Origin of the sequence: Streptomyces sp. NPDC059201 (genome assembly GCF_042754585.1) — a bacterium.
Classification (GTDB): domain Bacteria; phylum Actinomycetota; class Actinomycetes; order Streptomycetales; family Streptomycetaceae; genus Streptomyces.
The window spans coordinates 228,959-255,864 of record NZ_JBHZBB010000007.1 but is presented as its reverse complement, the minus strand read 5'-3'; the positions used below and the strand labels follow the sequence as shown (position 1 = coordinate 255,864).

The 26,906-nt window shown below is 72.0% G+C and carries 20 protein-coding genes; 7 read left to right on the top strand and 13 right to left on the bottom strand.

Features of this window, described 5'->3' with window-relative positions:
- Positions 1-62 precede the first annotated feature (62 nt).
- Positions 63-812: a hypothetical protein gene (locus ACFXMG_RS23500; protein ID WP_383814491.1), complete on the bottom strand. Its 750-nt coding sequence runs from the start codon at positions 810-812 to the stop codon at positions 63-65.
- Positions 813-815: 3 nt separating this feature from the next.
- The gene (locus tag ACFXMG_RS23495) at positions 816-2,411 is read right to left on the bottom strand and encodes a hypothetical protein (protein ID WP_383814492.1); all 1,596 of its coding nucleotides are present in this window, start codon (positions 2,409-2,411) and stop codon (positions 816-818) included.
- Positions 2,412-2,612: 201 nt separating this feature from the next.
- Here ACFXMG_RS23495 and ACFXMG_RS23490 point away from each other — a divergent pair, with 201 nt between their 5' ends.
- Positions 2,613-4,424, top strand: coding sequence for an NHL domain-containing thioredoxin family protein (locus tag ACFXMG_RS23490; RefSeq protein ID WP_383814493.1), 1,812 nt, complete (start codon positions 2,613-2,615; stop codon positions 4,422-4,424).
- A gap of 4 nt (positions 4,425-4,428) precedes the next feature.
- Here the strand turns inward: ACFXMG_RS23490 and ACFXMG_RS23485 are convergent, their stop codons facing one another.
- Positions 4,429-5,736: a M18 family aminopeptidase gene (locus ACFXMG_RS23485; RefSeq protein ID WP_383814494.1), complete on the bottom strand. Its 1,308-nt coding sequence runs from the start codon at positions 5,734-5,736 to the stop codon at positions 4,429-4,431.
- Between the two features lie 318 nt (positions 5,737-6,054).
- Entirely contained in the window at positions 6,055-7,884 is a 1,830-nt protein-coding gene (locus tag ACFXMG_RS23480) for an acyl-CoA dehydrogenase (protein ID WP_383814496.1), read from the bottom strand.
- A gap of 208 nt (positions 7,885-8,092) precedes the next feature.
- Between ACFXMG_RS23480 and ACFXMG_RS23475 the strand changes: the two genes are divergently transcribed.
- The 3 genes from ACFXMG_RS23475 to ACFXMG_RS23465 all read left to right on the top strand — a co-directional run bounded on the left by ACFXMG_RS23475 (position 8,093) and on the right by ACFXMG_RS23465 (position 10,921).
- Positions 8,093-8,593, top strand: coding sequence for an SseB family protein (locus ACFXMG_RS23475; protein WP_383814498.1), 501 nt, complete (start codon positions 8,093-8,095; stop codon positions 8,591-8,593).
- A gap of 165 nt (positions 8,594-8,758) precedes the next feature.
- The gene (locus ACFXMG_RS23470; RefSeq protein WP_383814500.1) at positions 8,759-9,721 is read left to right on the top strand and encodes a pirin family protein; all 963 of its coding nucleotides are present in this window, start codon (positions 8,759-8,761) and stop codon (positions 9,719-9,721) included.
- 132 nt (positions 9,722-9,853) lie between these two features.
- On the top strand, positions 9,854-10,921 hold the full coding sequence (locus ACFXMG_RS23465) for an AI-2E family transporter (RefSeq protein ID WP_383814502.1): 1,068 nt from the start codon (positions 9,854-9,856) through the stop codon (positions 10,919-10,921).
- On the opposite strand, the gene ACFXMG_RS23460 is transcribed toward ACFXMG_RS23465, so the two are convergent.
- Positions 10,918-11,730, bottom strand: a complete 813-nt coding sequence (locus tag ACFXMG_RS23460; RefSeq protein WP_383814504.1) for an MBL fold metallo-hydrolase — start codon at positions 11,728-11,730, stop codon at positions 10,918-10,920. The two genes, ACFXMG_RS23465 and ACFXMG_RS23460, sit on opposite strands and share 4 nt — an antisense overlap.
- A gap of 133 nt (positions 11,731-11,863) precedes the next feature.
- A complete protein-coding gene (locus ACFXMG_RS23455) occupies positions 11,864-14,053 on the bottom strand; it encodes a SpoIIE family protein phosphatase (protein WP_384338777.1) in 2,190 nt (729 codons plus the stop codon).
- 205 nt (positions 14,054-14,258) lie between these two features.
- Here ACFXMG_RS23455 and aspS point away from each other — a divergent pair, with 205 nt between their 5' ends.
- Complete coding sequence (gene aspS / locus ACFXMG_RS23450; protein ID WP_383814508.1) at positions 14,259-16,082, top strand: aspartate--tRNA ligase; 1,824 nt, start codon at positions 14,259-14,261, stop codon at positions 16,080-16,082.
- Between the two features lie 124 nt (positions 16,083-16,206).
- Here the strand turns inward: aspS and ACFXMG_RS23445 are convergent, their stop codons facing one another.
- The 5 genes from ACFXMG_RS23445 to ACFXMG_RS23425 all read right to left on the bottom strand — a co-directional run bounded on the left by ACFXMG_RS23445 (position 16,207) and on the right by ACFXMG_RS23425 (position 19,887).
- A complete protein-coding gene (locus ACFXMG_RS23445) occupies positions 16,207-16,641 on the bottom strand; it encodes a PIN domain-containing protein (RefSeq protein WP_383814510.1) in 435 nt (144 codons plus the stop codon).
- Entirely contained in the window at positions 16,638-16,883 is a 246-nt protein-coding gene (locus ACFXMG_RS23440; RefSeq protein ID WP_383814512.1) for a ribbon-helix-helix protein, CopG family, read from the bottom strand. Before ACFXMG_RS23440 ends, ACFXMG_RS23445 begins: the two co-directional genes overlap by 4 nt.
- A gap of 34 nt (positions 16,884-16,917) precedes the next feature.
- Positions 16,918-17,424, bottom strand: a complete 507-nt coding sequence (locus ACFXMG_RS23435; protein ID WP_383814562.1) for a GNAT family N-acetyltransferase — start codon at positions 17,422-17,424, stop codon at positions 16,918-16,920.
- A gap of 531 nt (positions 17,425-17,955) precedes the next feature.
- Positions 17,956-18,990 (bottom strand): helix-turn-helix domain-containing protein, encoded by a 1,035-nt coding sequence (locus ACFXMG_RS23430; protein ID WP_384902030.1) that lies wholly within the window; start codon positions 18,988-18,990, stop codon positions 17,956-17,958.
- Between the two features lie 393 nt (positions 18,991-19,383).
- A complete protein-coding gene (locus ACFXMG_RS23425; protein ID WP_383814516.1) occupies positions 19,384-19,887 on the bottom strand; it encodes a hypothetical protein in 504 nt (167 codons plus the stop codon).
- Positions 19,888-20,037: 150 nt separating this feature from the next.
- Between ACFXMG_RS23425 and ACFXMG_RS23420 the strand changes: the two genes are divergently transcribed.
- Positions 20,038-20,379, top strand: coding sequence for a DoxX family protein (locus tag ACFXMG_RS23420; protein ID WP_383814518.1), 342 nt, complete (start codon positions 20,038-20,040; stop codon positions 20,377-20,379).
- 65 nt (positions 20,380-20,444) lie between these two features.
- On the opposite strand, the gene metG is transcribed toward ACFXMG_RS23420, so the two are convergent.
- A complete protein-coding gene (metG, locus tag ACFXMG_RS23415) occupies positions 20,445-22,052 on the bottom strand; it encodes a methionine--tRNA ligase (RefSeq protein ID WP_383814520.1) in 1,608 nt (535 codons plus the stop codon).
- A 66-nt stretch (positions 22,053-22,118) separates the two neighbouring features.
- The gene (locus tag ACFXMG_RS23410; RefSeq protein ID WP_384338779.1) at positions 22,119-24,575 is read right to left on the bottom strand and encodes a VWA domain-containing protein; all 2,457 of its coding nucleotides are present in this window, start codon (positions 24,573-24,575) and stop codon (positions 22,119-22,121) included.
- A 238-nt stretch (positions 24,576-24,813) separates the two neighbouring features.
- On the opposite strand from ACFXMG_RS23410, the gene ACFXMG_RS23405 reads away from it, so the two are divergent.
- Entirely contained in the window at positions 24,814-26,874 is a 2,061-nt protein-coding gene (locus ACFXMG_RS23405; RefSeq protein ID WP_383814524.1) for a PhoX family protein, read from the top strand.
- Positions 26,875-26,906: the final 32 nt, after the last annotated feature.

The window sequence follows — 26,906 nt, the reverse complement described above, 5'->3', positions numbered from 1 at the left end:
CTCCCTCCCGCTGTTTCACGTGAAACAGCGCACGCAGGTGGAGTCAGGTGGAGTAGCGGGGCTCACCGGAAATAGCGGGTGAAGGCGTCCGGGCTGGTGCCCAGGAGCTCCCCGAAGGGCGCGTTGAGCTGATGGATCAGCAGCACGGTGAAGGCGATGAAGCCGGCCAGGCCCATCACCATCACCACGTGCGTGGTGCTGCGGCTGATCCCGAAGAGGAACATGAAGGCGAGGGTGAGGAAACCGCCGAGGATCAGTCCCGTCCACAGCACCGGTGACAGGCGCTCCTGCGCGGCCGCCTCCCTGCTGCGCCGGGCGTCGTCCACGTAACCGAGCTGGGCGAGCACCTCCTGCGCGGCGATCTGCTGCGAGACGGTGGCGGTGTCGTCCACCTCGCCGGCCCGCCGGAGCTGGTCGAGCAGCCGCCAGCCGGACGCGTCGAGCGGCTGCCGGGCGGCCATCATCGGCCACTCGACGTCCAGGACGTGGCCTGCGTACGTCCGGGCCGCCTCCCGCAGCGGCTCGCTCCGGTCGTCGGGGAGCGCGTCGGCGAGCAGATAGGTCTGGTGCAGGGCGCTCGCCTCGGCCTGGACGTGGTCGGAGGCGGAGGTGCGGGTGTCCCAGACGGAGACCAGGCATAGGCCGAGGACGATGGCGTAGAGCACCGAGACCATCATGGCGATGTACTCGGCGACGTCCTCGCGCGGTTCCTCGTCCTCTCCGACGGGGAAGAGCCGCGTCTTGACCACCACGGCGAGCGCGCCGAGCAGCGCGACCCCGAGGACGACGAAGAGCGTTTCGAACAGGGCCACGGGTCAGGTCCTCCGGTTGCCGAGGAGCGCGGCGGCGAGGGCCGCCGGCAGCAGGATCAGCAGCAGCATCACGACGACCCCCATCTCGTCCGCCTCCTGCCCGCGCCGCCGCAGCCGCCCGAGGAACCCCTCGTCGTCGACCGCGGCGGCCCGCCGCGCGGCCTCGACCGCCAACTCGGCACTGGCCGCCACGCCACCGCCCGGGACACGGACCGCCCCGGGCGCGGTGCCGAGCGCGGTGCCGGGGGGTACGGCTCCGGGGAGCAGCGCTTCGGGGGGTACGGCTGCGGGTGCGACGGCTCCGGGTGCGATGGCTCCGGGGGGTACGGCTCCGGGGGGTACGGCTGCTGGGGGTACGGCTCCGGGGGCGGCCTCCAACGCCGCTGCGGCGGCGCCCGCTGCCGCAGCGGCTGCGTCTGCGCCTGCGGGCGGGGGAGCGGGTACGGGGGCAGGAGCGGGTACGGCTACGGGATCGGGCGCGGGCGGGCCCACGGGCAGCACCCCCACGGCGGGCGCGGGGACGGCCGCGGCCGCGGCCCCGGCGGGCACACCGGGAGCTCCGGGGGCCCCGACAGCCCCAGGAGCCTCACCGGCCCCAGGGCGCGAGCCACCCCCCGGCGAAGCCCCACCCCCCGGCGAAGCCCCACCTCCCGGCGAAGCCCCACCTCCCGGCGAAGCCCCACCTCCCGGCGCAGCCCCACCCCCAGCCGGAGCCCCACCCGGCCGAGGCTTCTCCTCCTCCCCCTCCGGCACCGTGAACGAACCCGAGGCGCGCGCGGTGAGCTGTGGGGCGGGGAGGCGCCGTCCGCCGGGGGCGTAGGTGGTGACGCGGTCGGTCGCGGTGGCGAGGCCGGTGCTGCGATGGGTGCCGGGGGGCCGCCGTACGGTCGTCGTGCAGCGCGCGGAGGCGCCGGGGGCGAGCCGGAGCGGGCGCGTGCCGCAGTCGACGCCCCGCGCGGAGAGGCCCAGCGCGGGGTCGGTGACGCGGACGTCGTGCAGGGCCCGGTTGCCGCGGTTGGCGACGGTGTACGTGACGACGGCGGTGTCGGCGGGCCGGGCCATGGTGATCCGCTCGGTCAGCGCGAGGGCCCCGGCGACGCCCGTGTAGCCGGAGCGGGCGGTGGCGGTGAGGGTCCGGCCCAGGGAGGGGATCGCGCCCTCGGCGCGGGCGCGGGCGCGGTGGTCGCCGGGGAGGGCGCGGAAGCGGGCGACGCACTCCATGACGCCGAGGCCGAGGAGCGGGCGCGCGGGGCAGCGGACGGAGCCCGCGGGGGCGCCCGGGTCGTGCACCCGGACCCCGTACAGGTCGGCCTCGCCGCGGTTCTTCAGCCGGTACCGCTTCACCACCTCGGCCCCGACCCGTACGGCGGGAGGGTGGGATCCGCTGTGGCCGCGGGTGTTGACGGTGATGCTCATCCGCAGCGCCTTGTCGCCCGCCCCGCCGGCCGCCGCCGTGCCCGCGCCGCTGAGGACGAGGCAGGGCAGGACGAGGGCCCCGGCGAGGGCCCCGGCGAGGATCCCGGCCCCGATCCGGACGGCCCGCCTCCCCCGCCTCCCCCGGAAGCACGAGTAGTCGGATGATCTGCCCGCATGCGTCATGCGCCCATGCCACCGCTCCCTCGGCCGCCCCTCCGCCCCAGGACACGCCGACGCCCCCCACCCGGCCCCACCGATCCACCCGTACGCCCGTACGCCCGTACGCCCGTACCCCGTACACGCGTCCACCCACACGCCCACCTGCCGGTATGCGCGTGACAGGCCCTTCACGACGCCTTCATGGACGGATGGCAAGCTGGAAGGATGAACGACGCTGCTCCGGCGCCCACCCCCGCGCCCGCCCCCCGTTCCCGCGCCCGTGTCCGCGCCCCCGAGCTGATCGGCAAGGGCGGCTGGCTGAACACCGGCGGTGACGACCTCACCCTCGCCGACCTGCGGGGAAAGATCGTCCTGCTCGACTTCTGGACCTTCTGCTGCATCAACTGCCTGCACGTGCTCGACGAGCTGCGGGAGCTGGAGGAGAAGCACCGGGACACCCTGGTCATCGTCGGGGTGCACTCGCCGAAGTTCGTGCACGAGGCCGAGCACCAGGCGGTCGTGGACGCGGTGGAGCGGTACGAGGTGCATCACCCGGTGCTCGACGACCCGGAGCTCGCCACCTGGAAGCAGTACGCCGTGCGGGCGTGGCCGACGCTGGTCGTGATCGATCCCGAGGGGTACGTCGTCGCCCAGCACGCGGGTGAGGGGCACGCCAACGCGATCCGGACGCTGGTGGAGGAGCTGGAGGCGGAGCACGAGGCCAAGGGGACGCTGCGGCGGGGGGACGGGCCGTACGTGCCGCCGGAGCCGGTCGCGACCGACCTGCGCTTCCCGGGGAAGGCCGTGGTGCTGCCGGGCGGGAACCTCCTCGTCTCCGACACCACCCGGCATCAGCTGGTCGAGCTCGCCGCCGACGGGGAGACCGTGGTGCGGCGGATCGGCGGCGAGGGCGTGTTCCGCGAGCCGCAGGGGCTCGCGCCGCTGCCGGACGGGACGGTCGTCGTCGCCGACACCGTCCACCACCGGCTCCAGCGCTTCGACCCGGCGACCGGCACGGTCGAGCGGATCGCGGGCACCGGCAACCAGTGGTGGCAGGGCTCACCGACCTCCGGACCGGCGCTCGACGTGGACCTGTCCTCGCCGTGGGACGTCGTCTGGTGGCGCGGCAAGGTGTGGATCGCCATGGCCGGTGTGCACCAGATCTGGACGTACGACCCCGAGTCCCGCACCGTCGAGGTCGCGGCGGGCACGACCAACGAGGGGCTCGTCGACGGGCCCGGCGCCGAGGCGTGGTTCGCCCAGCCGTCCGGACTCGCCGCCACCGAGGACCGCCTCTGGATCGCCGACTCGGAGACCAGCGCGCTGCGCTGGATCGACACCGACGGCACCGTCCACACCGCCGTCGGCACCGGCCTCTTCGACTTCGGGCACCGCGACGGCGCGGCCGGCCAGGCCCTGCTCCAGCACCCGCTCGGCGTGACGGCCCTGCCCGACGGCTCGGTCGCGGTCTCCGACACGTACAACCATGCCCTGCGCCGCTACGACCCGGCGACCGGCGAGGTCACCACCCTCGCCACCGACCTGCGCGAGCCCAGCGACGCGGTGCTGGTCGGCGAGGACATCGTCGTCGTCGAGTCGGCGCGCCACCGCCTCACCCGGCTGCGCCTCCCGGAGGAGGCCGTCCAGGTGGAGGCGGTCGCGCACCGCACGAAGCGCGAGGCCACCGAGGTCGCCCCCGGCGCCCTCCGCCTGGACGTCGTCTTCAAGGCCCCGACGGGCCAGAAGCTGGACGAGCGCTACGGCCCGTCCACCCGCCTCCTGGTCTCCGCCACCCCGCCGGAACTCCTGCTCTCCGGCGAGGGCACCGGCACGGACCTCTTCCGCGACCTGGAACTGAACCCCGCCCTCACCGAAGGCGTCCTCCACGTCTCCGCGATGGCCGCCTCCTGCGACGACGACCCCGCCAACGAATACCCGGCCTGCCACGTCCACCAACAGGACTGGGGCGTCCCCCTCCAGATCAGGCAAGACGGCACGCCCCGCCTCCCCCTGATCCTGGCGGGCCTGGACGCGTGAGGGCTCAGCCCTCCAGGAAGGCGACCAGGGCGTTGGCGAGGAGGTAGGGGTCTTCGGCGCCGCAGAGTTCCCGGGCGCTGTGCATGGAGAGGATCGCCACGCCGATGTCGACGGTGGTGATGCCGTGGCGGGCGGCGGTGATGGGGCCGATCGTGGTGCCGCAGGGCATGTCGTTGCTGGAGACGAACGACTGCCACGGCACGCCCGCCTTCTCGCAGGCGGCGGCGAAGAGGGCGCGGCCGGTGCCGTCGGTGGCGTAGCGCTGGTTGACGTTGACCTTGAGGATCGGGCCGCCGTTGACGCGCGGGTGGTGCGTCGGGTCGTGCCGCTCCGCGTAGTTGGGGTGGACGGCGTGGCCGGTGTCGGAGGAGAGGCAGACCGTGCCGGCGAAGGCGCGGGCGCGGTCCTCGTAGGTGCCGCCGCGGGCGTAGACGGAGCGCTCCAGGACGGTGCCGAGGAGGGGGCCCTGGGCGCCGGTGTCGGCCTCGGAGCCGTTCTCCTCGTGGTCGAAGGCGGCGAGGACCGGGATGTACGGGAGGTCGTCCCGGGCGGCGACGGCGGCCAGCGCGGCGACGGCGGCGTGCACGGACAGCAGGTTGTCCATGCGCGGGCCTGCGACGAGCTCGCGGTCGCGGCCGAGGTACGCGGGGGCGTCGACCGCGTGGACCATGAGGTCCCAGCCGGCCACGTCCTCGGCGTCCACGCCGGCCTCGCCCGCGACGAACTCGACGAGGTCGCCCTCGCGGACCTCGCCGATGCCCCACACGGGCTGCATGTGACGCTGGCGGTCGAGCTTGAGCCCGTCGTTGGCGCCGCGGTCGAGGTGGATGGCGAGCTGCGGGACGCGCAGCAGCGGCCGGTCCGCGTTGACGAGGCGGTGGCTGCCGTCGCGCAGGGTGAGGCGGCCGGCGAGGCCGAGGTCGCGGTCGAGCCAGGTGTTGAGGAGGGTGCCGCCGTAGATCTCCACGGCGATCTGCCGCCAGCCCTGGTTGCCCATGTCGGGGCTGGGCTTCACGCGCAGGTTGGGGGAGTCGGTGTGGGCGCCGACGATCCGGTACGGGGTGTGCGGGGCGGCGCCCTCGGGCACGTACCAGGCGATGATCGCGCCGCCGCGGGTCACGAACTTCCCGCCGCTGGTCCCGTCCCACGCCGCGGTCTCCTCGACCCGGCGGAAGCCCGCCTTCTCCAGCCGCTCCGCGGTGTTCGCCACCGCGTGGTACGGCGACGGGGAGGCCGCGAGGAAGGACATCAGGTCATCGGTGTGGCCGGCTCCGAAGGGTGCGGACGCCGGACGGGAAGCTGCGCTGCTCATAAGCCCCACCTTACGCAGCCCCCTCCGCGCCTCTTCCGCTGCCGGTGACCTCCTCCCGCGGGACGGGCGAACCGAGCCCGCACCTCGCCTCGCGGAGCCGGTGCCTCCCCGCGCGGGACCGGCGAGTGAGCCGAAGGGGCGCGCCGGGGGAACGGGTCCGGCCGCGCGCAGGCCCGGGAGGAACGAGCGGGCCGAGCACGGTCGGGCCCGTGAGCCCGGCATGAAGCGCCCCGGAGGCGAACCGAGCCCTCAAGAAAAAGCGGAACGGCCCGCCCCCCTCCCCGGGGACGGGCCGTTCCAGTAGGACGAGAGGCGTTCTTAGAACGCTGCCTCGTCCAGGTCCATCAGGCCGCCGTCGACGCCGTCGGCGAGGAGGCGTTCGGTGGTGACGCCGGGCAGGACGTTGGCGGCGAAGAACTTCGCGGCCGCGATCTTGCCCTGGTAGAAGGCGACGTCCTTGCCGGTCGCGCCCGCGGCCAGCTTCTCCGCCGCGACGGCCGCGCCCTTGAGGAGCAGGTAGCCGACGACGACGTCGCCGGAGACCATCAGCAGGCGGGTGGTGTTGAGGCCGACCTTGTAGATGTTCTTGACGTCCTCGCCGGTGGCGGTGAGGTCGGTGATCATCCTGCCGACGATCGCCTCCAGGTCGACCGCCGCCTTGGCGAGCGCGTCGCGGGCGCCGGCCAGCTCCTCGCCGCCGGTGCCGACCGCGAGGAACTTCTTGATCTCCTCGGACAGCGTGTTCAGCGCCGCGCCCTGGTCGCGGACGATCTTCCGGAAGAAGAAGTCCTGGCCCTGGATGGCGGTGGTGCCCTCGTAGAGGGTGTCGATCTTGGAGTCCCGGATGTACTGCTCGATCGGGTACTCCTGGAGGAAGCCGGAGCCGCCGAAGGTCTGGAGCGACTGCGCGAGCTGCTCGTAGCCCTTCTCGGAGCCGTAGCCCTTCACGATCGGCAGGAGCAGGTCGTTGAGGCCGTGGAGCGCCTTGGCGTCCCGGCCGGCCGCCTCCTCGACCTGGATGGCGTCCTGCACGGAGGCCGTGTAGAGGACGAGGGAGCGCATGCCCTCGGCGTACGCCTTCTGCGTCATCAGCGAGCGGCGGACGTCGGGGTGGTGCGTGATGGTGACCTTGGGCGCGGCCTTGTCCATGAAGTGGGCCAGGTCGGTGCCCTGGACGCGCTCCTTGGCGTACTCCAGGGCGTTGAGGTAGCCCGTGGAGAGGGTGGAGATCGCCTTCGTGCCGACCATCATGCGGGCGAACTCGATGATGAGGAACATCTGGCGGATGCCGTCGTGCTTGTCGCCGATGAGCCAGCCCTTGGCGGGGTGCTTGTCGCCGAAGGTCATCTCGCACGTGTTGGACGCCTTGAGGCCCATCTTGTGCTCGACGTTGGTGGCGTAGGCGCCGTTGCGCGCACCGAGCTCGCCGGTCTCCCAGTCGAACTCGTACTTCGGGACGAGGAAGAGGCTCAGGCCCTTGGTGCCGGGGCCGGCGCCCTCGGGGCGGGCGAGGACGTAGTGGAGGATGTTCTCCTCCATGTCGTGCTCACCGCTGGTGATGAAGCGCTTGACGCCCTCGATGTGCCAGGAGCCGTCCTCCTGCTGGACGGCCTTGGTGCGGCCGGCGCCGACGTCCGAGCCGGCGTCGGGCTCGGTGAGGACCATCGTGGAGCCCCAGCGGCGCTCGACGGCGATCTGGGCGGCCTTCTTCTGCTGCTCGTTGCCCTCGGTGTAGAGGATGCCGGCGAACGCCGGGCCGGAGGAGTACATCCAGATGGCCGGGTTCGAGCCGAGGAGCAGCTCCGCGTACGCCCAGATGAGGGAGCGCGGGGAGACCGTGCCGCCGATCTCCTCCGGGATGCCGAGGCGCCAGTACTCCGACTCCATGAAGGCGTTGTACGAAGCCTTGAAGGTCGCCGGGACCGGGGCGGTGTTGGTCTCCGGGTCGAAGACCGGCGGGTTGCGGTCGGCGTCGGCGAAGGACTCGGCCAGCTCGTTCTCGGCGAGGCGGCGGATCTCGTCGAGGATGCTCTTGGCGGTGTCGACGTCCATCTCCTCGAACGGACCGGTGCCGTACACCTTGTCGCGGCCGAGCACCTCGAAGAGGTTGAACTCGATGTCGCGGAGATTCGACTTGTAGTGCCCCATGGCGACGGCTCCGTAAAGATCGGGGAGGGGTTCCTCGTACCGAGGGCCACTCAGGTCCCGCTCGGGTCCCAGACGGGTCCCCCACGGGTCCTACTCACGAGTAGCGCACTCTTCTCTACGATGATGCTACCCACCGGTAATAAGAGCAACCCCTACCGGTCCATCTGTGACACGCCTCGCGTGCCCGGACCCTCGATAGTCTGGGGCCATGTACGGATACGGGCAGCACGGGGACGGCGGCGCCGCCCAGCAGCAGTACGCACCGCCCCAGCAGGGGCAGTACCCCCCGCAGGCGGGCATGCCCGGCGGGTACGGCCAGCAGCAGCAGGCCCCGCTCTACCCCGAGCCCTCCCCGCCCTCCCTCGCCGACGCCGTGCGCGCCTTCACCACCGGCACCCTGGCCGCCGAGGACTTCCAGCAGATCTTCGCGACCTCGAAGGTCTACTGCCCGCGCGGCGACAACCCCGGCTTCCTCGCCCTGCACAACACCCAGCAGCCGGTGATCCCGATGTTCACCACCCTGAAGGAGCTGCGGCGGTACGCGGGCAAGGAGTCGAAGTACTTCGTGATCACCGGCGCCGAGGTGATCGACCTCCTCCCGACCGGCTACGGCTTCGTGCTCGACATGGAGGGCGACCACCGGATGGTCTTCGACGCGAAGGCCGTGGAGCAGATGGTCGACTTCGCGATGCGCCGGATGTACGGCTGACCGATCCTGAGGCCACGGAGAACGCCCGGGAGGAATTCCTCCCGGGCGTTCCGCGTTCCGGGTGGCAGGAAGTTCAGCATTCAACTAAAGTGGTGGTACGAGGACGGGCCCCGACCGCGCGAGGCCGAGGCCGGACCCGTACGAAGCCGCATCAGGAGGTCCACCATGCCCGCCGTGACCGTCGAGAACCCGCTCACCCTGCCGCGCGTCGTCGCCCCGGCCGACGCCGCCCCGCGCCCCGTGCTCGCCGTCACCACGGCCCCCCAGGGCTTCGAGGGCGAAGGATTCCCGGTGCGCCGGGCCTTCGCGGGGATCAACTACCAGTACCTCGACCCGTTCATCATGATGGACCAGATGGGTGAGGTGGAGTACGCGCCCGGCGAGCCCAAGGGCACCCCCTGGCACCCGCACCGCGGCTTCGAGACCGTCACCTACATCGTCGACGGCACCTTCGACCACCAGGACTCCAACGGCGGCGGCGGCACCATCACCAACGGCGACACCCAGTGGATGACCGCCGGCTCCGGCCTCCTCCACATCGAGGCCCCGCCGGAGTCCCTCGTCGTCAGCGGCGGCCTCTTCCACGGCCTCCAGCTGTGGGTCAACCTGCCCGCCTCCGACAAGATGATGGCCCCCCGCTACCAGGACATCCGCGGCGGCCAGGTCCAGCTCCTCACCTCCCCCGACGGAGGCGCGCTGCTCCGCGTCATCGCCGGCGAGCTCGACGGGCACGAGGGCCCCGGCATCACCCACACCCCGATCACCATGATCCACGCCACCCTGCGCCCCGGCGCCGAGATCACCCTGCCCTGGCGCGAGGACTTCAACGGCCTCGCGTACGTCATGGCCGGCCGCGGCACCGTCGGCGCCGAGCGGCGCCCGATCCACCTCGGCCAGACCGCCGTCTTCGGCCAGGGCGGCTCGCTGACCGTCCGCGCCGACGAGAAGCAGGACTCCCACACCCCGGACCTGGAGGTCGTCCTCCTCGGCGGGCAGCCCATCCGCGAGCCCATGGCCCACTACGGCCCGTTCGTCATGAACACCCAGGCCGAACTCCGCCAGGCGTTCGAGGACTTCCAGGCGGGCCGCCTCGGCACGATCCCGGCGGTCCACGGCATGGGCGAGTAGGCCGTCCACGGCATGGGCGAGTAGCCGGTCCAGGGCATGGGCGAGTAGAGGTACGCGCGGACATGACGGGTCGTCGCCCGGACGGCCCGTCATGTCCGGGTTTCCCGCCCATTGGTGTGATCTTATGGGCGGGTGGAGACGAGTCGAACGCCCCTGCTGCCCGAGCCCGCCCGCAAGGTCGGCGCCTGGTGCGCCGTCCTGCTCCTCGTCGCCGGGGTCGCGGCCGTCTTCATCTGGCTCTGCGTCGTCTTCAAGGCCGCCGTGACGCCCGTGCTGCTCGCGATCCTCGGGACGGCGCTGCTCGGGCCGCTCTACCGGCGGCTGCTGCGGATGAAGGTGAGCAGGTCCCTCGCCGCCGCCATCACCGTCCTCGCCGTGCTCGTGGTCGTCGGCGGAGCCACGTACATCGTGGTCGCCGCGCTGATCGAGACCGGGGACCAGATCCTCGCCTCGCTGCGGCAGGCGGCCGTCGACATCGCCGAGCACCTCGGCGCCGCCGGGACCTCGCTGGAGGACCTGGCCGCCAACGCCAAGGAACTCCTGGAGAAGTTCGGCGGGACGGCCGCCTCCGGGGTGATCTCGGGGCTCAGCGTGGTCGGGCAGATGCTCGCCACGGCCGTCCTCGCCCTCCTCCTGATCTTCTTCTTCCTCCGCGACTCCGACCGCGCCGTCGACTCCCTGCGCTCCCTCGTCCCGGCCGCCACCGGCGACACCGCCGAGGCCATGGCCCGCCGCGCCTTCGAGGCGGTCGAGGGCTTCATGCGCGGCAGCACCCTCGTCGCCTTCGTCGACGCCGTCCTCATCGGCATCGGCCTGCTGGTGCTCCAGGTGCCCGGCGCGGTCGGGCTCGCCGCGCTCGTCTTCGTCACCGCCTACATCCCCTACCTGGGCGCCTTCCTCTCCGGCGCGGTCGCCGTCCTCGTCGCCCTCGCCGACCGCGGCTTCGTCATCGCCCTGTGGGTCTTCGGCATCGTCCTCGCCGTCCAGGCCATCGAGGGCAACGTCCTCCAGCCGATGGTCCAGAGCCGCACCGTCCAGATGCACCCGGCCGCCGTCATGCTGGCGATCACCGCCGGCGCCTCCGTCGCGGGCATCCTCGGCATGCTCCTCGCCGTCCCCCTGACGGCCGCCGCGACCGGCGTCCTCGGCGAACTCCGCGCCCGCTACGGCACGCGCGCGGAGCCGCAGGACACCGCTTAGACCGCCGCCCCGCCCGGCTCGAAGGACCTCAGCATGGCCTCCAGGGCCGCCTGGTCCGGGCCGACGAAGGGGTCGGAGTCCGGCACGTCGGCCAGCGTCCCCAGCATCCGGTCCGTCATCCGCACGGCCGGCGGGAGGTGGGTGCAGAGCACGATGTCCGGGGCCATCTCCCGCAGCGGCGCCAGGCTCGCCCGGTACTTCTCCGGGTCCACCAGGTGCACCCACGGGCTGTCGATCGTCGCCCACAGCAGCTGCGCGGCCCGCAGGTCCTCCGGCTTCAGGTCGCTCGCGTGCCCGCTCTCGGCGAGTTCGGCGGTCGGCATCGGCCCGCCGAAGCAGTCCGAGCTGAAGCAGATCCGGGTGCGGTCGTCGTAGAAACCGACGGTCGCCGGGTTGTCGAAGAGCGGCGGGCGGAAGGCGTGCAGCACGCGGTCGCCGACGTCCAGGGACTGCCCGGGGTTGAGGAAGTACACCCGGTCCATCGGCAGCGCCCGCTCGGTCGACATGATGCCGAAGCCGAGAAAAGTGGTCACCACGCGCGCGTGCGGAGCGGCGTCCAGGAGGGCGAAGATCCCGCCCGTGTGGTCCCGGTCCGGGTGGGTGAGCCAGATCCAGCGCACGTCCTCCGGGTCCATCACCCCGCCGAGCGCGGCGACGAAGTCCCGGTCGTCGAGCGAGAGTCCGGTGTCGACGACGACGGGTTCGGCGGCGGTCACCACGTAGGCGTTGGCGGGGAGGTGGCCGATCCCCGGCACTTCCAGGCTGTCGGCCAGGACGGTGGTGTCGCTGCCGACCTTGTGGGTGTCCATGGCGCGCTCCGTGGTCCCCCCGGGCGGCCGTACGACACCAGTCTCCGCCGTACGGGGACCCCGCGCGCGCCGACGGCCACAGAACCGGGGCCCCGCCGCGTAACCGCACCCCCCTACGTACAGCCAGGTACGGCTACGTACAGCACCCCTCCGCCCCAGCCGGTTCCGTCAGTTCGAACCAGATCGTCTTGCCCTCGCCGCGCGGCTCCACGCCCCACGCGTCGGCCAGCATCTCCATCAGCACCAGGCCCCGCCCGCTGGAGGCCATCTCGCCGGGGTGCCGCTTGTGCGGGAGCTCGTCGCTCGCGTCGGAGACCTCCACGCGCAGCCGGCGGGCCTCCTCGCGGCAGCCGACCTCGGCGGTGAGGAGCGCGTCGCCGTCCGTGTGGACCAGCACGTTCGTGACCATCTCGGAGACCATCAGGACCGCCGAGTCGAGCTGGTCCCCGTCGGTCCAGTCGTGCAGGAGCTGCCGCACCTGCTCGCGCGCCTCCGCGATCCGCTCCGGCTCGGCCTGGGCGATCGTCATCAGGGTGCGGCGCGGGGTCTCCCGTACCGTCGTCGCCGGCCGGCGGGAGAGCAGCAGGACGGCGATGTCGTCCTCGCGCCGGTCGGCGAGCGGCCCGGTGGTGTGGTGGGAGCCGGGCCCGTGGACGGCCTCCACCAGCGTGTCGGCCAGCTCCTCCAGGTCGTCGCCCCGGTGCTGTTCGAGCAGCCGCCTGACCCGCTCCCAGCCGGTGTCGAGGTCGTGCCCGCCGGTCTCCAGGAGGCCGTCGGTGCAGATCATGAGGGTCTCGCCGGGGTCGAGGGTGAGGCGGGTGGTGGGGTAGTCGGTGTCGGCGTCGATGCCGAGCGGCAGCCCGCCGGCCGTCGGCCTCAGCAGAACCGTCCCGTCGACCATCCGCACCGCCGGGTCCGGGTGGCCCGCCCGCGCGATGTCCACCGTCCCCGACTCCAGGTCCACCTCCAGGTACAGACAGGTCGCGAAGCGCGGGCCGCCACCGCTGTACGTCGTCCCGCCGCTGTACGTCGTCCCGGTGCCGTACGCCGCCCCACCGCCGTACGCCGCCCCGTCGCCGTCCGCGTCGTCGCTCGCGCCGTCGTTCACCCCGTACAGGAACCGCGAGGCCCGCGAGAGCACCGCGTCCGGCCGGTGCCCCTCGGAGGCGTACGCCCGCAGCGCGATCCGCAGCTGGCCCATCAGCGCCGCCGCCCGCACGTCGTGCCCCTGTACGTCCCCGATGACCAGCGCGATCCGGCCCGCGCCGCCGCCCGTCCCGCCGGGCAGCCGGATCATGTCGTACCAGTCGCCGCCCACCTGGAGCCCGCCGCCGGTCGGCACGTACCGCGCCGCCACCTGGATCCCCGGGATCCCCGGCCCGAGCACCGGCATCATCGTCCGCTGGAGTCCCAGCGACAGCTCCCGCTCCGACTCCGCCACCCCGGCCCGGGCCAGCGCCTGCGCCAGCATCCGCGCCACCGTCGTCAGCACCGACCGCTCGTCCGGCGTGAAGGCCACCTGGTGCTTGAAGGCCGCCATCCAGGCGCCCATCGTCCGCCCCGCCACCACCAGCGGCACGTACGCCCACGACTGCCGGCCGAAGCGTTCCGCCAGCGGCCACGTCGTGGGGAAGCGGCGGCGGTACTCCTCCGGGGACGGCAGGTAGATCGCCCGCCCGGTCCGCACCACCTCCGCCGCCGGATAGGCCGTCCCCAGCGACATCGTCGTGAAGGGGCCCTCGTCGCCGTCCCGGTGCCCGTGGTGCCCGATCACCGTCAGCCGCTCGCCCGACATGCCGAAGACCGCGAGCCCGTCCGGCGAGAACCCCGGCATCGACAGCGAGGCCGCGACCCGCAGCACCTCCGCCGTCGACCGCGCCTCCGCCAGCGCCCGCCCCGCGTCCAGCAGGAACGCCTCCCGCGACCGCCGCCAGTCGCCCGTGATCGGCGTGTGCGGCCCGGAGGCCCCCGGCTGCGGATCGGCCACCTCCTGGAGCGTGCCGACCAGCTGGTAGTCGCTGCCGTCGATCAGCGGCTTGGACCGGCTCCGTACCGTACGGATCACCCGGCCCCGCCCGTCCATGATCCGCAGCCGGGCCTCGGCCAGCGTGCCCTCGGCCACCGCCAGGTTGACCACGCCGTCGATCTCGTTCCAGTCCACCGGATGGAAGCGGGACCGCACGGCCGCCTCGGTCAGCCGCACCGGCTCCGCGGGCAGCCCGAGCAGCCGGGCGGCCTCGGCGTCGAGCGAGACGACCCCGGAAGCGTTGTCCCAGCGCCACAGGCCCGTGGCGATCGCGGCCAGGACGTCCTCGGTGCGCATTGCCCCACTTTATGAATATCGGACACCGTGTCGCCACCGTGCCCCCACCGGGCACGACCGAGAGTAATCGAATCGCGATCTTGGGTGTCCCGGTAGGCTGGGTCCGCCCTGACTATGCCCCGCGGCCGACACTGCTCTGCGGCTGACTCCGCTTCGCGGCATTGTCAGGAATCACACCACGATCCCGAAGACTGGATGAACGACGATGCATCGGTACAGGTCCCACACCTGCGGCGAGCTCCGCGCCTCTGACGTCGGCACCGACGTCCGGCTGAGCGGCTGGCTGCACAATCGGCGCGACCTGGGCGGCATCCTCTTCATCGATCTGCGCGACCACTACGGCATCACGCAGCTCGTCGCCCGCCCCGGCACGCCGGCCTACGAGACCCTCGACAAGCTGACGAAGGAGTCCGTCGTCCGCGTCGACGGCAAGGTCGTCTCGCGCGGCGCGGAGAACGTCAACGCCGAGCTGCCCACCGGCGAGGTCGAGGTCGAGGTCGGCGCGGTCGAGGTCCTCGGCGCCGCCAAGCAGATCCCCTTCACCATCAACGCCGACGACGGCGTCAACGAGGAGCGGCGCCTGGAGTACCGCTTCCTCGACCTGCGCCGCGAGCGCATGCACCGCAACATCATGCTGCGCTCCGCCGTCATCGCCTCCATCCGCTCCAAGATGGTGGCCCTCGGCTTCAACGAGATGGCGACGCCGATCCTCACCGCGACCTCCCCCGAGGGCGCCCGTGACTTCGTCGTCCCGTCCCGCCTGAACCCGGGCAAGTTCTACGCGCTGCCGCAGGCCCCGCAGCAGTTCAAGCAGCTGCTGATGATCTCGGGCTTCGACCGCTACTTCCAGATCGCGCCCTGCTTCCGCGACGAGGACGCCCGCGCCGACCGCTCGCCCGGCGAGTTCTACCAGCTCGACGTCGAGATGAGCTTCGTCGAGCAGGAGGACGTCTTCCAGCCGATCGAGAAGCTCATGACGGAGCTCTTCGAGGAGTTCGGCGGCGGCCGCCACGTCACCTCCCCCTTCCCGCGGATCCCGTTCCGCGAGTCGATGCTCAAGTACGGCAACGACAAGCCCGACCTGCGTACGGCCCTGGAACTCGTCGACATCTCCGACGTGTTCGAGGCGTCGGAGTTCAAGGCGTTCGCCGGCAAGCACGTCCGCGCGCTCGCCGTCCCGAACACGGGCGACCAGCCGCGCAAGTTCTTCGACCAGCTCGGCGACTTCGCGGTCTCCCTGGGCGCGAAGGGTCTGGCCTGGGTGCGCGTCGGCGAGGGTGGTGCGCTGACCGGCCCGATCGCCAAGTTCCTCACCGAGGAGAACGTCAAGGTCCTCACCGAGCGCCTCGGTCTGGAGCCCGGACACGCGATCTTCTTCGGCGCGGGCGAGTTCGACGAGGTCTCCAAGATCATGGGCCCGGTCCGGGTCGAGGCCGCCAAGCGCGCCGGCCAGTTCGAGGAGAACGTCTTCCGCTTCGCGTGGATCGTCGACTTCCCGATGTACGAGAAGGACGAGGAGACCGGCAAGATCGACTTCTCGCACAACCCCTTCTCCATGCCGCAGGGCGGCCTTGAGGCCCTGGAGACGAAGGACCCGCTGGACGTCCTCGGCTGGCAGTACGACATCGTCTGCAACGGCATCGAGCTCTCCTCCGGCGCGATCCGGAACCACGAGCCCGACATCATGTTCAAGGCGTTCGAGATCGCCGGCTACAGCCGCGAGACCGTCGAGACCGAGTTCGCCGGCATGCTCCGCGCCTTCCAGTTCGGCGCCCCGCCGCACGGTGGCATCGCCCCCGGCGTCGACCGCATCGTGATGCTCCTCGCCGACGAGCCCAACATCCGCGAGACCATCGCCTTCCCGCTCAACGGCAACGCCCAGGACCTCATGATGGGCGCCCCCACCGAGCTGGAGGAGGCCCGCCTCCGCGAGCTGAACATCCAGCTCCGCAAGCCGGTCGAGAAGTCCGCCCCGAAGACGGAAGACCGCCCGGTGAGCGAGTCGGTCCACCCGGACGCGGCACGCTGAGCCTGACGGCTGCGTGAAGGGCCCGGAACCGTACGCACGGTTCCGGGCCCTCTCGTCTGTGGGTACCGGCCCGGCGGCGCGGGCGACGGCTTCGACGGGATCGGTGTCCCGGGGCGTCGGCGGCTCAGCTGTCGACAGGCAGGATCCGGAACGCGGGCAGGCCCCGGGTGAGCGGCTCGACCGCACGGTAATCCCGCTGGTCGAGAGTGAAGATCCGGTCGGTTCTGTACCGATCCGCGAGCACGACGCCCACGGCGTCCGCCAGGTCCAGGCGGAGCCCCTCGTACTTCGCCCGGACCGCGTGGGCGGACACCAGGTCGGCCAGGCGCAGCTCCGCGAGCTTGTATTGGCCTGCCTCGATCCTCGTGTTGAGCGCCTCCATGATCTGCATGGCGGCTGGGAATCCGAGATCCCGGTGCACCAGGTGATCCAGTTCGGTGATCACGAGCGGCGAGATGGCGAACACCTCGCGGTCGAGGAGTGCCGCGGCAGCGGCGTGTTCCGGCTGGGCGGCGTCGAAGGCCGCGTAGAGGGCGGACGTGTCCGCGATGATGATCAACGCCGGGCGTTCCGCTCTTTGATGTGCTCGTACACGGCGTCATCCATGCCGGCCGCGGACCGCGGACGCCCGCTGTCGAAGACGGGGAGTGCTCCGCTGCCCTTCTGCGCTCTGGGTGAGGAGTCCAGGAGCAGGGCGATGGCTCGTCGGATGAGCTCCGCCTTGCTGACGCCGGTGGCCGCGGCCTCCGCGTCGAGGCGCAACTCCAGCGCCTCGGGTAGATACACCGTCGTCTTTATCATGCCATATATGGTACCACCCGTGCCCGTTTCGTCCCTACGCGCGCGGTGGCGTCGCCCATCGCGCCTCCCCGTCGCAGACCTCTCCCGTAGGTACGAGCCCGGCGGCGCGAGCGACGGCGGCGGAGGCGGCGTGCTCGGGATGCACGTGCGCGACGACGGTACGCCCCCGGTCCCGCAGCCACCCGACAAGCGCACGGGCCGCCTCGGAGGCGTACCCCCGCCCCTGCCAGGCACTCCCGACCACCCAGGCGGCCTCGGCCCGATCCCCGACGACGGTGGCCTGCACGGTCCCGACAAGCCGCCCCCCATCGAGCTCCCGCACCACCCAGTTGCACCACGTGGTCCCCGGCTCCGGCGCCCCGGCCTCCCACCGCACATACCGAGCCCGCAACTCCTCAAGACTCTCCGGCTCACCCCCGATGAACCGGTGCAGCGCCGGATCCCCCAGCACCCCGGCCATCTCCTCGGCGTGCCCGACCTCCAACGGCACAAGCTCCAGCCGCTCGGTCGTGATCGTCTCGACGATGACATCCCCCGACATGTCCTCAACTCCCCAGTCGCGCAGGGTTCGCAGTATCGCATCGAGGTCATCGAGCGCCCGGAGGCAGAAGTCCTGGTCCCGCATCAACTGGTTCACGCGGTCGTCGAACTCCGGTGAGGCCGCGGACCCTTCAGTTCCTCCCAGAAGGCGTGAAGGACCAAGAACCCAGTTCCGCCGCGAAGTGTCGATACGCCACTCCATCGAGGTCGGCGTCGCCTCGACGGCACGCCTGACGATACGTAGCCGCCCGTTACTCGGCTCCACGAATCCCCAGCCTAGAAAAGGGGTGTGGTGGTACCCGTACAGCGGATGCGGGCCGCCACTGAGGCGAATCCACCGCAAGGCCCCCACCCGAGTGAGCCCCTCAAGCGCCAGCTCGAACCGGTCCTCACTCACCGAACCACTCCACCACAGCGGCGGCCTGCCGAACGACTCCAGGCCCGTACCTGCTCACACCAATCTCTTCCCAGCCCTTGGAGCGCGGATCGCCGGGCGCGGGGGCGATTTCGAGAAGGCGAGAAATGCTGTTGGTCACTCTGGGAATGCTGTCACGCCGGTCTTCTCGTCAGCGGTGGGGCCGGGGGAGAAGCGGAGGATGGGGTCAATTTGGTGGCCCGTGGCCTGGCATTCGGTGCAGTAGGCGGGTTGGGCGGAGCGGAATGGGGCTCGGCAGTTCAGGCATTCGTGGATGGGGAGGGGAGCGGGAGTGGGGGCGGAGTCGGGGTCGGGGTCGGGGGTGGCTGGGGGTTCTGTGGGGTGGAGTGGGGGTGCGGGAGGGAGGTGGGTGGCCAGGCGGTGGGCCAGGAGGGCGGCGGGGCGGCGGAGGGGGGTGGGGAGGTCGGTCGTCAGGGCGTGGCGGATGGTCTCGGGGGAGGCTCCGCGTTCCAGCCAGGCCGCCACGCCGGGGGTGAGGTGTGCGGCGTCGGCCTCGGAGCAGTACAGGCGGGGGTCCGTCTCGCGCAGGCCGATGAGGACGAGGAGGGCGGAGCGGAGGAGTTCGCCGGCCGGGAAGCCTGGGTGGGGGACGGGTGGGAGGGGGCGGGGTGGGGAGGGCGGCTTCGGAGCCGGGGGCGGGGGCGGGGGCGGGGCTGGATCCGGGTCCGGCTCGGGCGCCGGGGGCGGGGTCGGGTCCGGCTCGGGCTTCGGGGCCGGTTCCGGTTCCGGGTTCGGGGCCGGTTCCGGGTTCGGCTCGGGCTTTGGGGTCGGTTCCGGGGTCGGCTTCGGCTTCGGGGGCGGTGCCGGGGTCGGGTTCGGGGGCGGTTTGGGGGGGGGGGTGTTTGGGTTGTGGTAGACGGTGGTTTGGGTGATGAGGCGGCCTTGTGCGGTGCGGATCACTGTGCGGCGTACGTAGCCGTACTCCTCCAGGGCGTGGAGGGCGTCCGCGATCTTCTGCCTGCTGAAGCCGAGGCGTTCGTTGAGGCTCCTGATGGTCACGGAGGTGCCTTCGGCGACCGACATCATGTGGCAGCCGACCGCGATCGCCACGCCGCCTAGGTGGCGGTGCTGGAGGAGGCGGTTGCTGATGACGGTGAAGTCGCGGGTGTGGCGGGTGGTCTCGTGGACCACTCCGCGAGAAGTACCCCGGGAAGAGTGGTTCTTGGCGCGGGAGCGGGACGCTGCGGGGGTGCGCCGACTAGGCTGGAGAGTATCCATCGGGAAGCGTTGACTTCCTGGCTGGTAGGCCCTCGCACTGGGACGGCAATCCCGGCGGGGGCCGACGCATTTCTGCGTACGGACGATTGATGTCGCTGAGCGTAGACCACGCAACCCTCCCCAAAACCCCCTGAGTTGGCATATTCACTCGCGCGAGTGACCGCGCTCCCACGCTGCCGGAAGGGTGGGTGGGTGGGAGTTCTTTCCCTCGGTTCTTTGTCTTTTGGCGCCTACGCACCCGGATCCCGGTCCACTGGAGTCCGGTCCACCGGATCCCGGTCCACCGGGCTCCGGTGCGGGGCGATCTCAGCCGGTGTGGTCCTTCAGGAACGCGCCCGCGAGCGCCGCCGCCTCCTCCTTCGTGGGGGCGGCGGCCGCGTCGCTTCTGGTGCCGTCGGCGGCTATGGCCGCCCATGTCCAGGCGCCGTCGGCCGGGGTCAGTTCGGCCCGGCCGCCGAAGAGGTCGAGGACGGTGGCGCCGGCCGCCGGGCGGCTCACCGCGTCCGGCCATTTCTTGCGGGCGCCCTGGCGGGTGATGCCCCAGACGGCGCCGAGCTGCTCGTAACTCGCGCCGTACGAGCCCGCCGTCCCGGCCGCGACGGCCGTGAGGCGCTTGACCTCCTGGTCCACCACCTTCCAGGCGGCCAGGACGGAGAGCGCGATGTCCACCGGCTCCCCGTGCCACATCCGCTCCTCCGGCTGGCCGGCCGTGCGGGAGCGGAGGGCGGCGGCCAGGGGGTTCAGGGCCTCGTAGAGCGCCGATTCGAGGCCGGTCAGTTCTTCCGCGGGAAGCTGCTCCGAGAACGTCATGTGACAACTCTAGTTTACGAGACCCGGGCTTGGGAACTCTTGTTTACATGACATATGAGTCGGAGTGCGCAGGAGCTGTCACATCGGTGGGGTTCGGTTCGTCAGGGGGGTGTGCGGCCCCTTTCGAGGGCCGGAGTCGGAGGAGTTCTGATGTCCACCAGCGCAGTCGTCGTCACCGCCGTCGCCGCTTTCATGGCCGGGTTCTCCGGGGTCGCGGTGTTCGTGCGGGCGAAGTTCGTCGTCGAGCCGCTGGCGGCCTACGGGGTGCCGCGGGCGTGGTGGAACTGGCTGGGGGTGGCGAAGGTGGCGGGGGCCGCCGGGCTGGTGGTGGGGTTCTGGGTGCCGGTGATCGGGGTGCTCGCGGCGGTCGGGGTGGTGCTGTACTTCGCGGGGGCCGTGATCACCGTCGTGCGGGCGAAGGCGTACGGGCACGTGGCGTTTCCGCTGATCTACCTCGCGCCGGCGGCGGCCGCCCTCGTCCTGATGTCCTGAAGGTGAGGACGGCGAAGGCCGCCGTCCCGGTGCGGGGCGGCGGCCTTCGGCGTACGGACCTGGTGTCAGTCCTTCTTCGGGTCCTCCAGGCGCGGGAAGAGCACCGCGCCCTTCGTGACCGTCGCACCGGCCGGGAGCTGGCCCCAGCGGGCCGCGTCCTGGACGGGCTGGGCGGACAGGGCGCCCAGGGACGGCTCGGCGCCGAGGGACTCCCACAGCTTCTGGGAGGACTCCGGCATGACCGGGTTGAGCAGGACGGCGGCGGCGCGGAGGGACTCGGCGGCCGTGTAGAGGATCGTCGCCAGGCGGGCCCGGCCCTCCTCCGACTCGTCCTTCGCGACCTTCCACGGCTCCTGCTCCGTGATGTAGCCGTTGACCTGCTTCACGAAGTCGAAGACCGCCAGGATGCCGGCCTGGAAGTCCAGCTCCTCGCCGATCTTGGCGTCGGCCGTCGCGACGGCCTTCGCGAGGCCCTCCTGGATCGCCTTCTCCGCGTCGCCGTCGGCCGTCGAGGCCGGCAGCGCGCCGTCGAAGTACTTGCCGACCATGGCCGCGACGCGGGAGGCGAGGTTGCCGTAGTCGTTGGCCAGCTCGGAGGTGTAGCGAGCGGTGAAGTCCTCCCACGAGAACGAGCCGTCCTGGCCGAAGGCGATGGCCCGGAGGAAGTACCAGCGGTACGCGTCCACGCCGAAGTGCGAGGTCAGGTCCTGCGGCTTGATGCCGGTCAGGTTCGACTTCGACATCTTCTCGCCGCCGACCATCAGCCAGCCGTTGGCCGCGACCCTGCCCGGGACGGGGAGGCCCTGCGCCATCAGCATCGCCGGCCAGATCACCGCGTGGAAGCGGAGAATGTCCTTGCCGATGAGGTGGACGTTCGCGGGGAAGGTCTCGTCGAACTTCTCCGGGTTCTCGTTGTAGCCGACGGCCGTCGCGTAGTTCAGCAGCGCGTCGATCCACACGTAGATCACGTGCTCGCTGTCCCACGGGACCGGGATGCCCCAGTCGAACGTCGAGCGCGAGATGGAGAGGTCCTCCAGGCCCTGCTTGACGAAGTTCAGCACCTCGTTGCGGGCCGACTCCGGCTGGATGAAGCCCGGGTTCGCCTCGTAGAAGTCGAGCAGCTTCGGGCCGTACTCGCTCAGCTTGAAGAAGTAGTTCTCCTCCTTGAGGATCTCCACCGGCTTCTTGTGGACGGGGCAGAGCTTGGTGCCGTCCTCCGCCTCGATGAGATCGCCCGGGAGCTTGAACTCCTCACAGCCGACGCAGTACGGGCCCTCGTAGCCGCCCTTGTAGATCTCGCCCTTGTCGTACAGGTCCTGCACGAACTCCTGGACGCGGTCCGTGTGACGCTTCTGGGTGGTGCGGATGAAGTCGTCGTTCGCGATGTTCAGGTGCTCCCAGAGGGGCTTCCACGCCTCCTCCACGAGCTTGTCGCACCATGCCTGGGGCGTGACGTCGTTCGCCTCGGCCGTGCGCATGATCTTCTGACCGTGCTCGTCCGTGCCGGTGAGGAACCACACCTTCTCGCCGCGCTGACGGTGCCAGCGCGTGAGCACGTCGCCTGCGACGGTCGTGTAGGCGTGGCCCAGGTGAGGAGCGTCGTTGACGTAGTAAATGGGGGTCGTGACGTAGAACGCCTTCGCCCCCTGCTTCTCGGATCCAGTGGCCGCCATGGTCGAAATCCTAACGGGCCTACGAAGATCCACTCACATCGATATGCAGGGGGCGGAGCGGGGAGACTAGAGGTTTAGGTCGGTGAGGACGCCCTGGTAGAAGTCCGCGTGCGGGGTGTCGAGCGGGGTCGGGCCCGCGAAGTGGGTCGCGGTGCGGGTCGCGGTGCGGTCCGTGGTGAGCTTCCGCAGGTAGTCGAACGCCTTGCCGTCCTCCTCGCCCCAGGCCGTGAAGCGCCAGTGCAGGGGGAGGTCGGCGGCCTCCGCGAGGGCCTGCGTCGCGGCGGTACGGGACTCGGGGGCGCCGTCCGTCTGGAAGATCACCAGCGCCGGGCGGGCCGGGTCGGCCTTCTCGTGGCGGGCCAGGACCTCCTCGACGGCACGGTGGTAGTTCGTCCGGCCGAGGCGGCCGAGGCCGGCGTTGATCTCCTCGACGCGGGTGGGGGTGAGGTCGGCGGGGGTGAGGTCGACGACGCCGTCGACGTCCGTCGAGAAGAACACGGTCGTGACCGTCGCGTCCTCGTCCAGGTGCGCGGCGAGCGCGACGGCCTGCTCGGCGAGGCGCTGCACGGACCCGTCCTTGAAGTACCCGCGCATCGACCCCGACCGGTCGACCACCAGATACACCCGAGCCCGAGCCCCCTCCAGCCCCGCCTTCCGCAGCACCCCACCAGCAGCCTTGTACGCGTCGACCAGGTGCGGCGCGGCGGTCTTGACCCGAGCCAGGGATACGGCGGCGGCGACCTTGCGGCCCGTGCCGACCCCCGCCTCCGCGAGGACGGCCACCGGCTCCGCCTCGTCGGTACCGGCGTCGGCCGTCGGCCCGGACTCCGCGTCAGCGGCGCCTTCGGGCGCAGCCTCGGCGCCGTCCGGGACGGCGGGGGCGGTCTCGTCCGCGACGAGGGCCGTCGGCTCCGCCTGGGCGGTCTCCTCGGTGGCGGGTGCCTTCGGCTCCGCCTCGGCGGGGATGGCCTGGGCGGCCTCGTCGGTACCGGCTTCCGCCGTCGGCTCGGGCTCCGCGTCAGCGGCGCTCTCCGGCGCGGCCTCGGAGCTGTCCGCCGCCGAGGCGTTCGCCTCGGCGGGGACGGCGGGGGCGGTCTCCTCTGCGACGAGGGCCGTCGGCTCCGCCGGGGCGGTCTCGTCCGTGGCGGGCGCCTTCGGCTCCGCCTCGGCGGGGATGGCCTGGGCGGTTCCGTCGGTGGCGGCTTCGGCCGTCGGCTCGGACTCCGCGTCAGCGGCGCTCTCCGGCGCGGCCTCGGCGGGGACGGCGGGAGCGATCTCGTCGGTGATGACGGCCGTCGGCTCCGCCAGGGCGGTTCCGTCGGTGGGGGCTTCGGGCTTCGGCTCGGACGCCGCGCCAGCGGCGCTCTCCGGCGCGGCCTCGGCGGGGACGGCGGGAGCGATCTCGTCGGTGATGACGGCCGTCGGCTCCGCCTCGGCGGTCTCCTCCGTGGCGGCTTCGGCCGCCGGCTCGGACTCCGCGCCAGCGGTGGCCGGCTCCGACGCGGCTGCGTCGGCAGCGGCTGTCGCCTGCGCCTCCGGGGTGGCTTCGGGCGTGCCTGTACCGGCCTCGGCCTCCGCCTCGGCGGAGGTGGCCTCGTTCGTGGCCGCAGCGTCCGCTTCGGCGGTCGCCTCGGCCTGCGCCTCCGGCGTGGCGTCGCCGGTGTCGGGCTTCGGCTCCGCCTCGGCGGGGGCGTCCGCGACGACGGTCTCGCTCGTGGGGGCGTTGGCCTCGTGCGACTGCGGCGTGGCCTCGGCGGCGTCGGGCGCCGGTGCGTCCGAGTCGGCGGGGGCGGCCGCGAGGGCCGTCTCGCTCGCGGCCCCAGCCTCGGCGGGGGCGTCCACGGCAGCCGTCCCGTTCGCGGGGGCGGTGGCCGGCTGCGCCTCCGGCGTGGTCTCGACGGTGTTGGCCTTCGGCTCCGCTTCGGCGGGGGCGGCAGCGTCGGCCGTCTCGCTCGCGGCGGCCCTGGACGCCTTCGTCGCCGTGTCGGTGCGTGCCTCGGCCGGGTCCGTTTCGGCGTCGGCGTCGGCGGTCGCCTTGGTCTCCGCCTGCGGCTTCACGGTGTCCGTGCTCGGGAGCGCCTCCGTCTCGACGGCGTCGACCACGGCCTCCGGTGCCGGCTTCACGGCGTCGACCACGGTCTCCGGTTCCGCGGCCACGGTCTCGGCCACGATCTCCGGTTCCGCGGCCGCGGCCTTGGCCACGGTCTCCGGTTCCACGACCGCGGCCTCGGCCGCTGTCTCCGGGGTGCGCTCTCCGGGGGCCGTGGTGGGCGTCGGGGTTGGTTCGGTGCGGGCTTTGGGGATTTGGGGGTTGTCGAAGGAGGCGGCTACCAGGTCGTCGGCGGCCTTGCGGGCGGCGTCCTGCTCGGCCTCCACGGTGGCGCCTGGAGTGGACTTCGGGGCTTCGTCCTGCGGGGGGGCGGGGAGGGCGCCGGGTTCGCGGGACTGGGGGGGGACGGAGGGGGTCGCGGGAGTTTCGCGGTCGCGGCCGAACATCTTGCGCAGCAAGCTCCGAATACCCATGGGCGAACCCTTTCGCATGAGTTGGATGCGGTATGCGTCCTTCACCCCTGGCCAGGGCGGACACGTAAGGTTAGCGGCCGCGTCCTCCGGTTCCCGGGACCCCGTCGGTCACGGTTGCCGCGCATTCATCGGGCGTTCATTCCGCAGCCGCCCCCGTGCAGATGTGCACACATACCGTCACGGCCGAACGGAATTCCCGACACCATGTCGGCGCAGAGCTGCGCCGGAGGAGGACCACGTGCGCAAGCTGCTGCCGATGATCGGCTCCCACCCTCACGGAAGCGGTCGTTCCGCCCTCACCTGCCGGTTCCGGTGCGGTGACGCCTGCTTCCAGGAAGTGCCGAACACCAGCGACAACGAGTACGTCGGCGACGTCATAGCCGGGGCGCTGTCGCGCCGTTCCGCGCTCCGCGCCGCCGCCGTCGTCACCGTCGCGTCCGCCGCCGGCGGGGCCGTGGTGCTCGGGGGCGCCCCGGAGGCGGAGGCGCACCGGGGGCACAAGCCCGGCCCCAAGGCCGACGGCGCGCGCGGCCTGCGGTTCGCGCCCGTCGCGCCCAACACCGCCGACCAGGTCACCGTGCCCTCCGGATACGGGCAGAACGTCGTCATCCGCTGGGGCGAGCCGATCCTCCGCGGCGCGCCCGCCTTCGACTCCGAGAACCAGACCGCCGCCGCGCAGGCCGGGCAGTTCGGGTACAACAACGACTTCCTGTCGCTGCTGCCGCTGAAGTGGGAGCGGGACCGGCAGGTGCTCGTGGCCAACCACGAGTACACCGACGAGATCCTGATGTTCCGCGGCTACGACGCCGCCAACCCGACCCGCGAGCAGGTCGAGATCGCCTGGGCCGCGCACGGCCTCTCCGTCGTCGTGGTGCAGGAGGAGCGGCGCAGCGGCAAGCTGACCCCGGTCACCCGGCACTACCTGAACCGGCGCCTGCACACCACCAGCGAGTTCGAGCTCACCGGCCCCGCCGCGGGCGGCGCGCTCGTGCGGACCTCCGCCGACCCGGAGGGGCGTACCGTCCTCGGCACGCTCAACAACTGCGCCGGCGGCACCACCCCGTGGGGCACCACCCTCCACGGCGAGGAGAACTTCAACCAGTACTTCGCCAACGGCTCGTCCACCACGGACAAGCGGTACGGCGTCGGCACCGGCGCCTCCGAGCGCAAGTGGGAGCGGTTCGACAAGCGCTTCGACCTCGCGCAGGAGCCGAACGAGATCCACCGCTTCGGCTGGGTCGTCGAACTCGACCCGTACGACCCCGAGTCCACGCCCCGCAAGCGCACCGCGCTCGGCCGCTTCAAGCACGAGGCCGCGCAGCCCCGCCTCACCGCCGACGGCCGTCCGGTCGTCTACATGGGCGACGACGAGCGCTTCGACTACTTCTACAAGTTCGTCTCGTCGAAGCGGATGATGAAGGGCGACTCGCGCCGGGCCCGCGCCCACAACCTCACCCTCCTCGACGAGGGCACCCTGTACGTCGCCAAGCTGACCGGCGACTCCCCCGCCGCCGAGATCGACGGCACCGGCAAGCTCCCGAACGACGGCGAGTTCGACGGCTCCGGCACCTGGATCGCGCTGGCCACGGCCGGTCCCGAGGGCGCCGTCTCGCACGTGCCCGGCATGACCGCCGAGGAGGTCTTCGTCTTCACCCGCCTCGCCGGCGACAAGGTCGGCGCGACGAAGATGGACCGGCCCGAGGACGTCGAGCCGTCGCCGCGCACCGGCCGCGTCTACGTCGCCCTGACCAACAACAGCAACCGCGGCAAGGGCACCAACCCGGGCGCCGACGAGGCCAACCCGCGCAACCTCAACAAGCACGGGCAGATCCTGGAGCTCGCCGAGCACTGGGACGACCCGTCCTCCGACGGCTTCGCCTGGCGCCTCTTCCTCGTCGCCGGCGACCCGAACGACCCGGCCACCTACTTCGCCGGCTACCCGAAGGAGAAGGTCTCCCCCATCTCCTGCCCGGACAACGTCGCCTTCGACCCGCACGGCAACCTGTGGATCTCCACCGACGGCAACGCCCTCGGCACCCACGACGGCCTCTTCGGCGTCGCCGTCCACGGCGAGCGCCGCGGCGAGCTGAAGCAGTTCCTCACCGTCCCCAAGGGCGCCGAGACCTGCGGCCCGGTCATCCAGGACCGCCGCGTCCTCGTCGCCGTGCAGCACCCGGGCGAGATCGACGGCGCCTCCGTCGAGAAGCCCGCCTCCACCTGGCCCGACGGCCCCGGCAAGATCGTCCGCCCGTCCGTCGTCGCCGTCTGGCGCGCCGACGGCCGCGACATCGGCGTCTGATCGGCGTCCGATCGAGAGGGGCCTGAGGAGGG

Bases quoted from the DNA above. Each gene is read 5' to 3' on its own strand.
- ACFXMG_RS23495 (WP_383814492.1), bottom strand. From the start codon at position 2,411: ATGACGCATGCGGGCAGATCATCCGACTACTCGTGCTTCCGGGGGAGG.
- ACFXMG_RS23490 (WP_383814493.1), top strand. From the start codon at position 2,613: ATGAACGACGCTGCTCCGGCGCCCACCCCCGCGCCCGCCCCCCGTTCC.
- ACFXMG_RS23485 (WP_383814494.1), bottom strand. From the start codon at position 5,736: ATGAGCAGCGCAGCTTCCCGTCCGGCGTCCGCACCCTTCGGAGCCGGC.
- ACFXMG_RS23480 (WP_383814496.1), bottom strand. From the start codon at position 7,884: ATGGGGCACTACAAGTCGAATCTCCGCGACATCGAGTTCAACCTCTTC.
- ACFXMG_RS23475 (WP_383814498.1), top strand. From the start codon at position 8,093: ATGTACGGATACGGGCAGCACGGGGACGGCGGCGCCGCCCAGCAGCAG.
- ACFXMG_RS23470 (WP_383814500.1), top strand. From the start codon at position 8,759: ATGCCCGCCGTGACCGTCGAGAACCCGCTCACCCTGCCGCGCGTCGTC.
- ACFXMG_RS23460 (WP_383814504.1), bottom strand. From the start codon at position 11,730: ATGGACACCCACAAGGTCGGCAGCGACACCACCGTCCTGGCCGACAGC.
- ACFXMG_RS23455 (WP_384338777.1), bottom strand. From the start codon at position 14,053: ATGCGCACCGAGGACGTCCTGGCCGCGATCGCCACGGGCCTGTGGCGC.
- aspS (WP_383814508.1), top strand. From the start codon at position 14,259: ATGCATCGGTACAGGTCCCACACCTGCGGCGAGCTCCGCGCCTCTGAC.
- ACFXMG_RS23440 (WP_383814512.1), bottom strand. From the start codon at position 16,883: ATGATAAAGACGACGGTGTATCTACCCGAGGCGCTGGAGTTGCGCCTC.
- ACFXMG_RS23435 (WP_383814562.1), bottom strand. From the start codon at position 17,424: ATGTCGGGGGATGTCATCGTCGAGACGATCACGACCGAGCGGCTGGAG.
- ACFXMG_RS23425 (WP_383814516.1), bottom strand. From the start codon at position 19,887: ATGACGTTCTCGGAGCAGCTTCCCGCGGAAGAACTGACCGGCCTCGAA.
- ACFXMG_RS23420 (WP_383814518.1), top strand. From the start codon at position 20,038: ATGTCCACCAGCGCAGTCGTCGTCACCGCCGTCGCCGCTTTCATGGCC.
- metG (WP_383814520.1), bottom strand. From the start codon at position 22,052: ATGGCGGCCACTGGATCCGAGAAGCAGGGGGCGAAGGCGTTCTACGTC.
- ACFXMG_RS23410 (WP_384338779.1), bottom strand. From the start codon at position 24,575: ATGGGTATTCGGAGCTTGCTGCGCAAGATGTTCGGCCGCGACCGCGAA.